This window comes from Nocardia vulneris (assembly GCF_001613425.1).
GTDB lineage: Bacteria > Actinomycetota > Actinomycetes > Mycobacteriales > Mycobacteriaceae > Nocardia > Nocardia vulneris.
The window spans coordinates 177,423-191,010 of record NZ_BDCI01000003.1 but is presented as its reverse complement, the minus strand read 5'-3'; the positions used below and the strand labels follow the sequence as shown (position 1 = coordinate 191,010).

Genomic DNA, 13,588 nt, shown 5'->3' with positions numbered 1-13,588 from the left:
GCGCTCAGGCGGGGCGGTTCGCCGGTACGTGGGCGGGTTGGAAGCCGCTGGCGGGGCGGTTCTCTTCGGCTCGGATGACGTGGGTGACCGCGTTGATCAGGGCGAGGTGGGTGAACGCCTGGGGGAAGTTGCCGAGGTGGCGTCCGCTGCGCGGGTCGATCTCCTCGGCGTAGAGCTGCAGGGGGCTGGCGAAGCCGAGCAGGCGCTCGCACAGGTGCCGGGCGCGCTGCACCTCACCGATTTCGACCAGCGCGGACACCAGCCAGAACGAGCAGATGGTGAAAGTGCCTTCGGCGCCGGACAATCCGTCGTCGGTGGTCTCGGTGCGGTAGCGCAGCACCAGCCCGTTCTCGGTGAGCCGGTCGGCGATGGACAGCACGGTGGCGCGGATCCGGTGATCGTCCGGCGGCAGGAACCGGGTCAGCACGGCCAGCAGCAGTGAGGCGTCCAGGGTGTCGCCGCCATAGGTTTGGGTGAAGACGCCGTTGCTGTTCACCCCGTGGGTCAGGATGTCGTCCTTGATCTCGTCGGCGATGGTGTACCACTCGGTCGCGTGCTCGATCTGGCCGTGCAGTTCGGCCAGTTTCGCGCCACGGTCGAGCGCGACCCAGCACATCACCTTGGACGAGGTGAAATGCTGTGGCTCGCCGCGCACCTCCCAGATGCCGCGGTCGGGCTCGCGCCAGCGCGCGATGGCCGCGCGCACCTGTCGTTCCAGCAACGGCCACAACGTTTCCGGGACCTGCTGCCGCGACTTCACGTGCAGGTACACGGCGTCGAGCATGGTGCCCCAGATATCGTGCTGATCCTGGTTGTAGGCGGCGTTGCCGATGCGCACCGGACGCGCCCGGTCGTAGCCGCTGAGATGGTCGAGGGTCTCTTCGGTGATCAGGCGTTCCCCGCCGATGCCGTAAAGCACTTGCAGCGGAACAGCATCGCCGTTGTCGCCGGTGGTCGCGTCACGCAGGAACGCGAAGAAGTCGTCGGCCTCGCGATCGAGCCCGAGGGTGTACAGGCCCCACAGGGCGAAGCTGGAATCGCGCACCCAGGTGTAGCGATAGTCCCAATTACGTTCGCCGCCAGGCGTTTCCGGTAGAGAGGTGGTGGATGCGGCGAGCAGCGCTCCGGTCGGCGCGTAGGTGAGTCCCTTGAGTGTCAGTGCACTGCGCTGTAAGTAGCTGCGCCACGGGTGATCCGGGAAGTTGCCGAGGGTGATCCACTGTCGCCACGACTCGGTGGTCTGCCACATCTTCTGTGCCGCATCCTGATACGTCTTCGGCGCGGGCAGCTCCGACCAGGTCAACGCGACGAACACGTCGTCGCCCTCCCGCATCCGGGTGCGCGCCCGGGCCTCCCTGCCCTCCAGGCCGAGCCGTAGGTCGGTGGTGAGCACCAGCGTCGGGCCTGCGGCCGGATCGTCCGCGCGAACCGCGGTGGCCTCCTCGTAGACCTTGCCGGTGTACTCCCAGCGGGCCGTCGCGCGGTGGTAGTCGAAGGAGGGCTCGCAGCTCATCTCCAGTTCGACGGTGCCGTTCACGCACTTCACCGTGCGCAGCAGCATGTGCTCGGCATCCCAGTCCACCGGGGTGCGGCGGTGGGTCTTGGAGCGCTGATCGTTGTTGTGCCACGGCCCGAGCACCAGCGCGTCGCGCACGATCAGCCAGCCGGTCTCGGTCTGCCAGGTGGTCTCCAGGATCATCCCGCCCGGCAGATAGCGTCGCGCGGCGGGCACGTTCACCCCGTACGGGCCGATTCGGAAGTGGCCCGCGCTGCGGTCGAGCATCGCGCCGAAGATGCTCGGCGAGTCCGGGCGGGGGACACACATCCACTCGACGCCGCCGTTGTTGCCGATCAGGCAGCTGGTCTCACAGTCGGACAGGAACGCGTAGTCGTCGATCGGCGGGAAGGCGCCGTGCCGCGGCTCGGTCAGCTGGCTCGGCACCGGCAGGTCGTACGGTTCGTCGACGGTGAGATCATCGGAGGACGGCATACCTCACAGTATCTATGCCCCTAGGGTGTCGGCGGCCGTCGCGGCCCGTGCCGAATCGGGCTTGCTTCTCTCTCAGGTGGACGCACTAGGCTGGGTTCGTGGTACATCACATCGCAGGCTGGTGGGACAGCTTCGAACTGTGGGTTGCGGGACTCCCGTTCATCCCGCAGTTCCTGGTCGTGCTCGTCGGCATGGTCCCGATCTGCTTCGCCATCGCCTTCGCGCTGGACCGGGTCCTGCGCGCCGCGCTGCGGGTGCTCGACCGCAAACACCCCGCCGAGCCCGTGGTGCGGGTGCCGGCCGATGCCGCCACCCTCACCGCCGACCCGGACGCGGTGCTGCTGCCCGGCGACCCGCGCCGGCCCGTGCAGAGCGGTGCCCGCTGATGCCACGTTCGCGCGTCCAGCTGGCCTTGATCGCCCTGCTGGTGCTGGTGGTCGTCGCGTGGCTTTTCACGCGCTGACGAGCGCGGGCGAGAGCTAGTTGTTCTGCTCGCCCGAGCGCCAGTCGTTGAACCGCTTGCCGATCTTGGACACCGTGTCGCCGACCTCCTGACCGACCGTGCTCACGGCCGAGCCCACATCCTTGCCGATATTGCGCACGGTGCGGATCAGTGGATCCTCGGACTGGTCGAAGTTGTTGCGGTAGGTCCGGGCGGCCTCCTTGATCTCCGCGCCGATGCTGGCGTTCTTGTCGTGTTCGCGCCGCGGGTAGTCGCCGGCGAGGATGCGGTCGTATTCGCCGCTCTGGATCCAGCGGCGCAGCTCCGAAGCGCGCAGCACCGAGAACGGATGGCTCTGCAATTCCAGGTTGAGCAGCTTCAACACGCCGTCGCGCAGGTCGCCGGAGCGTTCGTAGTCGTCGGCCTGGGCCAGGAACGCGCCGTGATTCATCTCCTTGATCCAGGTGCCGCCGGCCGTCTTCATGTGCACCCGCACCGAGGTGTCGACATCCTGCACGCACAGCAGCCCGGCCCGGTCGCCGGAGAGCTCGGATTTGCGGCTCCATTCCATCAGCGCGGCGACGATGGCGCGTAATGCCCAGCCGCCCACCGGCATCCAGCCGAAGCTGGCCGAAATCCGCAGCAAATGCATGAGCATGGTGCGGTACACCGCGTGCCCCGACAGCGCGTGACCCAGCTCGTGGCCGATGGTGAAACGCAACTCCTCGGTATCCATCAGCTCGATCAAACCCGTGGTCAGCACGATGAACGGCTGGTCCATGCCGATCGTGAAGGCGTTCACCTGCGGGCTCTGCAGCACGAACATCTCCGGCGTGGTGCGCGCGTCGAGCACCTGGACGCAGTCCTCGCGCAACTGATGCAACGAACGGAACTGCCGCTCGTCCACCCGCACCGCCGTCGCGAGGTACATCAACCGGTGCTGGCGTTCCTGCAGCAAACCCGACAGGGTGCGCAGGATGGCGTCGAAACCGGACAGCGTGCGCAGTGTGACCAAGGCGGTGCGATCGGCGGGATGCTCCCACGCGCGGGTGCTGATGCCGGGAAATCGCGCGCGGACCCGATCCGGGCTGGTAGTCATGGGATGAAACCCCCCTCTTCCTGGAACTCTGTAATTCGAACTAACACAACGTGCTCTGCTACAGTCTGCCCGTGTCTTCGAGTGTCGTCCCGCTGGTCCGCCATGAATTGGCGTTGATCGCGGTCGGCAACCTCGCGGTCGCGGACATTCTCTGTCGCTGATCGGCGACCGGGCACGGCTGCGCGTCCCTACTTCGTAGACTGGCGTGCAACTTTTTCGCAGACGTCCCCGAACCCCCGGCGGCCTTCCGGCCGACAGTCACGCCATTGCCGCATAATTCCGGCGACAGGTCTACCGATCCACCAGCATGTCTGTGCCACTCGACGCTCCGAGTCGGCAGCCAGTAGGAAAGGTCCACCCGAAATGTCTCGCAAAACTTGGCTCTTCTCGCGCCGCAGCGCCGTTGCCATCGCCGTCACCTCAGCCGCGGCGGTCGTGCTCACCGCCTGCGGCGGCGGAGCCAGTGACACGGTCGGGGGCAGCGGTGCCGACGGCAGCGGTGGCACGCTCAACCTCTACGCCTACGCGGTGCCCAAGCCCGGTTTCGACAAGGTCGTGCCGGAGTTCAACAAGACCGAGCAGGGCAAGAACGTCGTCGTCAACGGCTCCTACGGCGCCTCGGGTGATCAGTCCCGCAAGGTCAAGGACGGCGCCGAGGCCGATGTCGTGAACTTCTCCGTGGAACCCGACATCACCCGGCTGGTCGATGCCGGACTGGTCGATTCGAACTGGAATGCCGACGCCACCAAGGGAATTCCGTTCGGCTCGGTCGTCGCGATCGTGGTCCGCAAGGGCAACCCGAAGGGCATCAAGGACTGGGACGACCTGTTGAAGCCGGGTATCGAGGTGGTCACCCCGAATCCGTTCAGCTCGGGCTCGGCCAAGTGGAACCTGCTCGCGCCCTACGCGGCCAAGTCCGAGGGCGGCCAGAACCCGCAGGCCGGTCTGGACTACCTGAGCCAGCTGGTATCCAAGGAACATGTGAAGGTGCAGCCGAAGTCGGGCCGCGAGGCCACCGAGACGTTCCTGCAGGGCACCGGTGACGTGCTGCTCAGCTACGAGAACGAGGCGCTGTTCTCCGAGCGCAACGGCGACCAGATCGAGCACTTCGTGCCGCCGGTCACCTTCAAGATCGAGAACCCGGTCGCGGTGTTGAAGTCGAGCAAGAACCAGGAGAAGGCCGTGGCGTTCCGCGACTTCCTGTACACCCCGGAGGGTCAGCGAGCGTGGGCCGCAGCCGGTTTCCGGCCGGTCGACCCGAAGGTGGCCGCCGAGTTCGGCAAGGACTTCCCGACCCCGCAGCGGCTGTGGACCATCGCTGACCTGGGCGGCTGGAAGACCGTGGACAAGGAGCTGTTCACCCCGAACACCGGTTCCGTCGCCGTGATCTACGACAAAGCGACCAAGTAACCGGGCTACACGGACGGAATACTGGACGACTGTGACTGACAGCAGCACCGCCGGGGACGGGGCAGCACCCGTTTCCGGCGGTTCCCAGAAGGTGAGCCCGGCCGGGCGGGTGAACTGGTCGTGGCTGCGCGTGACCGGCTCGGTGGGGCCGCTCGGCATCGCCACCGCCGTGCTGTGGCTCAGCATCATCGTGCTGCTGCCGCTGGCCGCACTTACCGTCACCTCGTTCGACGAGGGGTGGTCCGGCTTCTGGAGCGCGGTCACCGCGCCCGCGGCGCTGGACTCGTTGCGGATCACCGTGTTCGTCTCGGTGGTGGTCGCGGTGATCAACGTGGTGATGGGCACGCTCATCGCCTGGGTGCTGGTGCGCGACGAATTCCCCGGCAAGAGCATCGTCAACGCGCTGATCGACCTGCCGTTCGCGCTGCCGACCATCGTTGCCAGCATCGTGCTGCTCTCGCTCTACGGACCGCAGAGCCCGATCGACATCCACCTCAACGCGACCCAGCCCGGCCTCATCGTGGCGCTGGCGTTCGTCACGCTGCCGTTCGTGGTGCGCTCGGTACAGCCGGTGCTGATCGAGGCGGACCGCGAGGTGGAACAGGCCGCGCTCTCGCTGGGCGCGAACAACTGGACCACGTTCCGCCGCATCGTCTTACCGACGCTGGCCCCGGCGATCATTTCCGGCGGCGGCCTCGCCTTCGCCCGCGCCATCGGCGAATACGGCTCGGTGGTGCTGATCGGCGGCGCCATCCCGCGCAAGACCGAAATGGCTTCGCAGTACATCCAGAAGCAGATCGAGATCGACCGGCCGATCAACGCCGCCGCGGTTTCGGTTGCCCTGCTGGTCATTTCGTTCGCGACCCTGCTCGTGCTCCGCCTGCTCGCCGAACGCAGCGTGCGCAAGGAACAGGAGACGCGTTGAAACTCTCTGCATGGTCCCGTATTCCGCTGCGGGTGGTGGCGCTGGGGTACCTGGTCGTTTTGCTGGTGCTGCCGCTGGTGATCATCCTGTATCGCACCTTCGAGAAGGGGATCGGCGCGTTCATCGATTCGATCTCCACGCCCGCCGCCATCTCCGCGTTCCAGCTGTCGATGATCATCGTGGCGATCGTGGTGCCGGTGAACGTGATCTTCGGCATCGTCACCGCGATCGCGCTGGTGCGCGGAAAGTTCCCGGGGCGCACCCTGGTTCAGGGCATCGTCGATCTGCCGTTCGCGGTGTCGCCGGTGGTGGTCGGTGTCGCGCTGATCCTGCTGTGGGGCGCCGGCGGCTGGTTCGGCGGCCTGGAGGACATCGGCTTCAAGGTGATCTTCAATCTGCCCGGCATGGTGATCGCCACCATCTTCGTCACGCTCCCGTTCGTGGTGCGCGAGGTCGAGCCGGTGCTGCACGAGATCGGCGACGAACAAGAGCAGGCGGCCGCCACCCTGGGCGCCACCCGCTGGCAGACGTTCTGGCGGATCACCTTGCCCGCCATCCGGTGGGGCCTCACCTACGGCGTGGTGCTCACCGTGGCCCGCGCGCTCGGCGAGTTCGGCGCGGTGATCATGGTCTCCTCGGCACTGCCCGGTAAGTCGCAGACCCTGACGTTGCTGGTGCACGGTCGATACATCAACGACCACAACACCTTCGGCGCCTACTCGGCCGCGACCCTGTTGATGGGCCTCGCGCTCGTGACACTCCTGTTGATGACTCTCCTCGAACGCAAGCGGGGCGCCAAATGATCACCGTGACCAATGCGAAGAAGAACTACGGTTCGTTCGCCGCGCTCGACGACGTCACCATCGATATTCCGTCCGGCGAGCTGACTGCCCTGCTCGGGCCCTCGGGTTCGGGCAAGTCCACGCTGCTGCGATCGATCGCGGGGCTCGAATCGCTCGACTCCGGCATCGTGGTGATCGCGGGCAACGACGTCACCCGGGTACCGCCGCAGAAACGCGACATCGGTTTCGTCTTCCAGCATTACGCCGCGTTCAAGCACATGACCGTGCGCGACAACGTGGCGTTCGGCCTGAAGATCCGCAAGCGGCCCAAGGCCGAAATCGCCAAGCGGGTGGACGAATTGCTCGGCATCGTCGGCCTCGACGGCTTCCAGCATCGCTACCCGGCGCAGCTGTCCGGCGGTCAGCGCCAGCGCATGGCGCTGGCGCGCGCGCTCGCGGTCGACCCGCAGGTGCTGCTGCTCGACGAGCCGTTCGGCGCGCTGGACGCCAAAGTCCGTGCGGACCTGCGTACTTGGCTGCGCAGGCTGCACGAGGAGGTGCACGTCACCACCGTGCTGGTCACCCACGACCAGGAGGAGGCCCTCGATGTGGCCGACCGCATCGCGGTGATGAACAAGGGGCGGATCGAGCAAATCGGTTCTCCGGAGGACGTTTACGACCGCCCGGCCAATGAGTTCGTGATGTCGTTCCTCGGCGCGGTGGCCCGGCTGAACGGACATCTGGTGCGCCCGCACGACATTCGCGTCGGTCGCGAGCCGAGCATGGCGCTGGCCGAGCACGAGGGCACCGCCGAGTCCGCGGGCGTCACCCGGGCCACGGTCGAGCGCGTGGTGCATCTCGGTTTCGAGGTCCGGGTGGAACTGCGCAATGCCGCCACCGGTGATCTGTTCGCCGCTCAGGTGACCCGCGGTGACGCGGAGGCGCTGCGGCTCGCGGACGGGGAGACGGTCTACGCCCGAGCCACCCGGATCCCGGAGTTGCCCGCGCAGTGAGGCGCCGCGCCGATCGGCTGCTGCGACGTTGCTGATCTTGTGCTGGCGCAAGGCTATCCGCTGAGTGCGGCCACCGGAGTGTTGCCGCATTGTCCGGTACAGAGTTGCGGCGGTGACCCGCCCGGCTCGGTCGACCGACCCGGCTTCAGCGTGTTGTTCCGGCGAGTCTGCGCAGTATCGCGCGCCGCGGCCCGCATGTCCGGCGAATAGGGATTGTTAGGGGCTATCACCGCATGTGAGAACGTGTATCCGGAGGTGATGCCGGATCGGTGTCCGGTGCGGCGTCGGGCGGCAACCCGGTATGGGACACGGTCGAATGTCGGCGTGTCGCAGTGAAATCCGGGTGTCGGCGCGATTCGCGCACTCCAGGGCAGGTGACCAGGACCGATCGTTGTGCTATGCAACCTGTTTCAGAACAGGCGGGCGGCGGACAATAGGGTGTCCGGTGGTTGGCAGGCGAGTCGCGGAGTGGTTGCGTGGACGGAGTTCGAAGCAAATCGGCTCGGCGATCAGGTGGATTGCGATGGCGGTTGGTCTGGGTTTGAGCATCGGCACGGTGAACACGGTTTCCGCTCTCGCGGAGGAAGGTTCGAGTGGCGCCCACCCCGCCCGCTGGTTGCGTCAGCTGCCCTCGCCACAGGGTCCGCCGGGCCGCCGGTGGCCGCCGCGTGCCCAGTCCATCACCCGCCGCACCACACTCACCTTCGACAGCACCGGTCTTGCCCGGGTCGGCATGATTCCGCGGCACGGCCGCGCGATCACCGAATTCGCCGATCTCTCCCAGCGCTCCGTGGTCTCGGCCCGCGTCGGACATCGGGCACTCTCGCCCGCGGACCTGGTCGCGGTGGTGGCCGAATGCCTGATCAGCGAGGCGCTGTTCGATCATCCCCACGACGCCGGTCACGGGGTCGGCATCGCGCTGACCCATCCCGCGCGCTACACCGACGCGCACGTCGGCGATCTGCGCGCGGCGCTGGACGCGATCGGCCTCGACCACGTCGCCCTGGTCGCCGAGCCGGTCGCCGCGGCGACCTGGCTGGAGGCCGACCGCGGCCCGCTCATGCCCGGCCTGGCGCTGGTCTATGACCTGGGCGGGGCCAGCCTCGATGTCACACTGGTCCGGGTCGGGGCGGGTTGTCCACGTAATCCGATCGTCGGCGAGCCGCTGCGCTCGTCGGAGTTCGGCGGCCGCGCGTTCGGCGCCCTGGTCGCCTCGCGCGCCGGGCACGGCCTGCCGTCGGACTCCATTTCCGGCTCGGTCACCGGCACCACGGCCGACGAGTTACGGACCAGGCACGTGCGGGCCTCTTTGGAACTGGTCTACAAATGTCTGCGCATCGCCGACGTCACGATGGCCGATGTCGACTGTGTGCTCGTCGTCGGCGGCGCGGCGCGGCCGGTCGAGGTGGCGCAGGTCCTGGCCGGCGAGCTGGCCCGGCCGGTCATCGCCGCCCCGGATCCGGAGCGGACCATCGCGGACGGCGCGGCGATCATCGGCCGCCGGGCGGCGGTCGTCGTGGAGGAGTCGGCGGGCAAGCAGCACGGGAAGCGGCGCGGCGGGGGCGCGCATCGACGGGCGGCCACCAGGGCGATGGTGTTGTCGCAGCGGACGAAGCGCAGGCTGAGCCGGGTGGCGCTGGCAGCGGGGCTGTCGGTCGCGGGCGTCGGAATGGCGCTCGCCTTGCCCGCCGACGGGGTGATCGTGGGGATGGCGCAGCTCGCGACCCTGCGCTGACCGCGGGCGGTCGTACCCGGTGGTGCTCGTGACGAGGGCGATCGCCACCGGGTACGTCGCTTTTTCCGGCGAGGGGGAACTGGCGGCGGCGGCCTCTCGCGATACGCCGCCACCACTTCCTCCTGATCGTTCGACCAGCTCTTTTCGGGGTACTCACTTCGTGGGTTGACGTGACAGCCTGTAGGTGTAACCATGGGGTACAGGTAAACGTTTCGAAGAGAGAGGCAGTGACGACGATGTCTGCAGCCGTGACGCCCCCGATCGACCCCGATCTGGAGAAGGCGCAGGAGTACGCCGCGACGCTTCTACTGCTCTCCGAGGGCTCGGTCAACAAACATTTCGACCCCTTCGACGATATCGACTGGGACAACCCGGACTTCGACCCGAACACGGGCGCGCACCGGTGGATCCTGCCGATGTCGGCCGACCCGCTGGGCCGGCACCCCTGGTACCTCGCGCAGTCCGACGAGCGCAAGATCGCGATCGGCAAGTACCGCCAGGCCAACGTCGCCAAGGTCGGCCTGCAGTTCGAGTCGATCCTGATCAGCGGCATGGTCACGCACAACTTCGGCCTGCCCAACGGCTCGCCCGAATTCCGGTACTGCTCCCACGAGATGATCGAGGAGCACAACCACACCCTGATGTTCCAGGAGATGGTGAACCGGATCGGCGACGACGTGCCCGGCATGGGTCCGCTGGTGCGCAAGTTCAAGTACCTCGGTGCGCCGGTGGCCGCGTGGTTCCCCAACCTGTTCTTCATGGCGGTGCTGGCCGGCGAGGAGCCGATCGACCACATCCAGAAGGCGATCCTGCGCTCCGACGAGGACGTGCACCCGATCATGCGCGGCGTGATGGCCATTCACGTGGCCGAGGAAGCGCGGCACATCTCCTTCGCGCACGAGTTCCTGAAGATCCACGTGCCCGAGTCGAACGCGTTCAACCGGTTCGTGCTCTCGATCGCGATGCCGATCGTGATGTGGATCCTCGGCCGCTCGATCTTCACCCCGCCGCGTTCCTTCTGGAAGGAATTCGACATCCCGGACTACGTCCGCAAGGAACTGTTCTACGGGTCGAAGGAATCCAAGCAGGAGTTCAGCGACTTCTTCGGTGACGTGCGCACGCTGGCCAAGGACATCGGCCTGATGAACCCGATCTCCAAGGCGGTCTGGAAGCTGCTCAAGATCGACGGCCACACCACCCGCTACCGTTCCGAGCCGCTGCGCGCGGTCAAGGCCGGCTGACGTGCCCTACATCGTCACGCAGTCGTGCTGTAGTGACGCCTCGTGCGTGTACGCCTGCCCGGTGAACTGCATCCACCCGACGCCGGACGAGCCCGACTTCCTGACCGCGGACATGCTGTACGTGGACCCGAAGGCGTGCGTGGACTGTGGCGCCTGCGCGACCGCCTGCCCGGTGGACGCGATCGTGTCATCGAAGAAGCTGACCGCAGAGCAGAAGCCGTTCATCGAGATCAACGCCGACTTCTACCGGCAGGCCCGGCCGCGCCCGCTGCTGGCCAAGCCGGTGCCCGCGGCCGAGATCCGGACCGAGCGCCAGCCGCTGCGGGTGGCGATCGTCGGGTCCGGTCCGTCGGCGATGTACGCGGCGGACGAGCTGCTGACCCAGCCCGACGTGGCGGTGACCGTGTTCGACCGGTTGCCGGTGCCCTACGGGCTGGCCCGGCACGGTGTCGCGCCGGATCACGCGAAGACCCGGAAGGTCAGCGAGCTGTTCGACGTCATCTCGGCGCAGCCCGGCTTCGCGTCGTATCTGAATGTCGAAGTGGGCGCGCATGTTTCGCACAGTGAACTGCTCGACCACTTCCACGCGGTGATCTACGCGGTCGGCGCCTCGGCCGATCGCAAACTGGGTGTACCCGGTGAGGGGCTGGCGGGCAATGTCTCCGCCACCGACTTCGTCGCCTGGTACAACGGGCATCCCGATCACGCGGATCGGCTCTTCGATCTGTCGCAGCAGCGCGCGGTGATCGTCGGCAACGGCAACGTCGCACTCGATGTCGCCCGCATCCTGACCAGCGATCCGGAAACGTTGTCCGGCACCGATATCGCGCCCTACGCGCTGCGTGCGTTGCGCGAGAGCAAGATCGAGGAAGTGGTGATCCTCGGCCGCCGCGGCCCGCTCGAATCCGCTTTCACCGTGCCGGAATTCGTCGGCCTGCTCGGCTCCGACGTGGACAGCGTGATCGAGGGCGACCTGCCCGAGCTGACCGAGGGGCTGCCGTACCAGGTCGAGCAGAAGCTGCGGTTGCTGCACACCGTGCGCAACCGGCCGGTCGGCGAGCGCAAGCGAATCGTGTTCCGCTACTTGGCTTCGCCCACCGAGATCATCGGCACCGACCGGGTCGCGGGCATCGAGGTGAGCCGCAATGAGCTCGTCACCGACGGGGACGGGCGCACCAGGGCGGTGGCCACCGGTGCGACAGAACGGCTCGACGCGGGTCTGGTGCTCACCTCGGTCGGTTATCGGGGTGTCGCGTTGCCCGGCTTGCCCTTCGACGACGCCGCGAGCGTCATCCCGAACCTGAACGGTCGTGTGCTGGAACGGGTCGACGGCGCGGTACTGCCCGGCACGTACGTCACCGGCTGGATCAAGCGCGGCCCCACCGGCTTCATCGGCACCAACAAGTCCTGCGCGCAGGAAACCGTGCAGCAGCTCGCCGACGACTACAACGCGGGGCGGCTGCCCGAACCAGGTGGCAGCGCAGCGGAATTCGACCGGCTGATCCGGCATCGGCAGCCTGCGGTGCGGGTCGCGGGTGCGGCCAAGCGCGTCGGTCCGGTGCGCAGGTTGCTGGCTCGCTCCTGACCCGAAACCCCTCGTGGATCACGAGATCCGCGAGGGGTCTGCTGGTTGTGTAGCCCCATTTTCTGGGCCTTGCCGCTAGGGTCGTGCCCGTCCACGATAGAAGTGGGCGGGGACTCACCGGTGACGCGGTTACGAAGTCCGCAGTGTCATCACCTGCCTGTTCCAGCGAGGTGCGTCGGGTCGTCCTCGCTGATGGCTCGGGCGGGCCGCGCACGGCGGCCCGTTCGAGTATTCCGCCCGCCGACGTGCGTCAGCGCGCGGTGAAACCGCCATCGATCGCCAGGGCCGCGCCGGTGACGAAACCGGCCTCCGCGCTGAGCAGGAACGCGCAGAACCCCGCGATCTCCGCCGGCGTGCTGATCCGGCCGAGCGGATGCAGGGCGGCGATGGCGGCCTCGCCTTCCGGCGTCGCGCCCATCGAATTGCGGAACGCCGGCGTATCGACCGCGCCGGAGACCAGCGCGTTCACCCGGACGCCCTGCTCGGCGGCTTCGAGCGCTACCGCCCGGGTCAGGCCGACCACGCCGTGCTTGGCCGCGACATACGGTGCGACCGAACCCATTCCGACCACGCCCAGGTTCGACGCGTTGTTCAGGATCGCGCCACCCCCGCCGGCGACCAGCGCGGGCACCTGGTGTCGCAGGCCGTAGAACACGCTCGTCAGATTGAGTTCCAGGTCGGCGCGCCAGCCCGCCTCGTCGATCTCGGCCACGGACCCGAACGCGTTGACCGCGCCCGCGTTGTTGAACGCCGCGTCCAACGTGCCGAACTCGGTGACCGCGGCCTCGGTGAGCCGGGCCACGTCCTGTTCCACGGTGACGTCGGTCGGCACGAACAGCGCCCGTCCGCCCGCGGCGCGGATCTCGGCGGCCACTTGCTCACCCGCGTCCTTGCCGCGGGCGCCGAGCACGACCGCCGCGCCCTCGGCCGCCACCCGCAACGCGACGGCCTTGCCTACGCCGGAGCTGGCGCCGGTGATCAGCACGACCTGATCCGCGAACCGTGATGTCATGTTGTCCATTTCCCTTCTGGTTCTTGCGATCTCACCGTCCTGTGGTGCGATCGCAAGAACCAGTCAAGTCCGCGGCAGGCGCCTGCGCTGGCGGGAAACAGTCGTCGCGTTGACGTGTCATATGTTTGTGCGTGTAGTCGGAGCTAATTCAGGTGAAGTGGTACAGATGATCGAATTAAGCTGAGCTGGCAATGGTTTAGTTACCGACCGGTCAGTGTGTTGGAGTAACTTATGATTCGGTGGGGGAGGCTGTCCGATATTCGTGCATGTGCACATTGTCCGGATCGCTACGTGATAACGGGATCGGGTGATGTGTTGTTCAACCTTCGACTGTCCAGAGGGCTGAACATTGCT

At 67.2% G+C, this 13,588-nt stretch carries 12 protein-coding genes; 9 read left to right on the top strand and 3 right to left on the bottom strand.

The window, feature by feature from the left end:
- Positions 1-4: 4 nt before the first annotated feature.
- Positions 5-1,990, bottom strand: coding sequence for a glycoside hydrolase family 15 protein (locus tag NVU01S_RS05325; protein ID WP_043673081.1), 1,986 nt, complete (start codon positions 1,988-1,990; stop codon positions 5-7).
- 98 nt (positions 1,991-2,088) lie between these two features.
- On the opposite strand from NVU01S_RS05325, the gene NVU01S_RS05320 reads away from it, so the two are divergent.
- Positions 2,089-2,376 (top strand): hypothetical protein, encoded by a 288-nt coding sequence (locus NVU01S_RS05320; protein WP_063775984.1) that lies wholly within the window; start codon positions 2,089-2,091, stop codon positions 2,374-2,376.
- A 93-nt stretch (positions 2,377-2,469) separates the two neighbouring features.
- Here NVU01S_RS05320 and NVU01S_RS05315 read toward each other — a convergent pair whose 3' ends face one another.
- On the bottom strand, positions 2,470-3,531 hold the full coding sequence (locus tag NVU01S_RS05315) for a M48 family metallopeptidase (RefSeq protein WP_043673083.1): 1,062 nt from the start codon (positions 3,529-3,531) through the stop codon (positions 2,470-2,472).
- Between the two features lie 71 nt (positions 3,532-3,602).
- Between NVU01S_RS05315 and NVU01S_RS45415 the strand changes: the two genes are divergently transcribed.
- From NVU01S_RS45415 to NVU01S_RS05280, 8 genes are all read left to right on the top strand, one after another.
- Entirely contained in the window at positions 3,603-3,692 is a 90-nt protein-coding gene (locus tag NVU01S_RS45415; protein ID WP_324191976.1) for an Ms4533A family Cys-rich leader peptide, read from the top strand.
- Between the two features lie 202 nt (positions 3,693-3,894).
- Complete coding sequence (locus NVU01S_RS05310; RefSeq protein WP_043673085.1) at positions 3,895-4,941, top strand: sulfate ABC transporter substrate-binding protein; 1,047 nt, start codon at positions 3,895-3,897, stop codon at positions 4,939-4,941.
- A gap of 91 nt (positions 4,942-5,032) precedes the next feature.
- Positions 5,033-5,866: a sulfate ABC transporter permease subunit CysT gene (gene cysT, locus NVU01S_RS05305; RefSeq protein WP_041563583.1), complete on the top strand. Its 834-nt coding sequence runs from the start codon at positions 5,033-5,035 to the stop codon at positions 5,864-5,866.
- Complete coding sequence (cysW, locus tag NVU01S_RS05300) at positions 5,863-6,669, top strand: sulfate ABC transporter permease subunit CysW (protein ID WP_043673088.1); 807 nt, start codon at positions 5,863-5,865, stop codon at positions 6,667-6,669. Before cysT ends, cysW begins: the two co-directional genes overlap by 4 nt.
- Entirely contained in the window at positions 6,666-7,661 is a 996-nt protein-coding gene (locus NVU01S_RS05295) for a sulfate/molybdate ABC transporter ATP-binding protein (protein WP_014982704.1), read from the top strand. Before cysW ends, NVU01S_RS05295 begins: the two co-directional genes overlap by 4 nt.
- 523 nt (positions 7,662-8,184) lie before the next feature.
- Positions 8,185-9,396, top strand: a complete 1,212-nt coding sequence (locus NVU01S_RS05290; protein WP_043673092.1) for an Hsp70 family protein — start codon at positions 8,185-8,187, stop codon at positions 9,394-9,396.
- 236 nt (positions 9,397-9,632) lie between these two features.
- Positions 9,633-10,637 carry an AurF N-oxygenase family protein gene (locus NVU01S_RS05285; RefSeq protein WP_051066537.1) on the top strand — a complete coding sequence of 335 codons (1,005 nt, stop codon included), beginning with the start codon at positions 9,633-9,635 and terminating at the stop codon, positions 10,635-10,637.
- 1 nt (position 10,638) lies between these two features.
- Positions 10,639-12,222 (top strand): FAD-dependent oxidoreductase, encoded by a 1,584-nt coding sequence (locus NVU01S_RS05280; RefSeq protein WP_052280763.1) that lies wholly within the window; start codon positions 10,639-10,641, stop codon positions 12,220-12,222.
- Positions 12,223-12,472: 250 nt separating this feature from the next.
- On the opposite strand, the gene NVU01S_RS05275 is transcribed toward NVU01S_RS05280, so the two are convergent.
- Complete coding sequence (locus NVU01S_RS05275; protein WP_043673164.1) at positions 12,473-13,234, bottom strand: SDR family NAD(P)-dependent oxidoreductase; 762 nt, start codon at positions 13,232-13,234, stop codon at positions 12,473-12,475.
- Positions 13,235-13,588 lie beyond the last annotated feature (354 nt).